Origin of the sequence: Sulfitobacter sp. UBA1132 (assembly GCF_002311545.1) — a bacterium.
GTDB lineage: Bacteria > Pseudomonadota > Alphaproteobacteria > Rhodobacterales > Rhodobacteraceae > Sulfitobacter > Sulfitobacter pontiacus.
This window is the reverse complement of the sequence record NZ_DCAN01000006.1, coordinates 6,130-6,407: the sequence shown is the minus strand read 5'-3', so window position 1 is coordinate 6,407 and position 278 is coordinate 6,130.

Here is a 278-nt window from a genome sequence, read left to right as displayed (position 1 = left end):
GTGCATTCGACCACTCTGCCACTCCTCCGCAGCAAGCACCGCATAGAGGGGTGTCAGCGATTCTGCAAACCTGGAAATGACGCGCGCTGTGGCGCCGTTACGCAAGGCACCGGCAGCCCGTGCCGGGCGGGTTCCGGCCGGGTGGGGAAATTTGCCGATGCCGTCCTGTCAGCCTTTCCAAAACCCCTGTACCCGCGTTAGTGTAGCGCAAAGACCCCGGCAATGGGGCATCAAACATGCCGTATTGACGGCGCGATCAGGCGGCGGCGGACAACGCC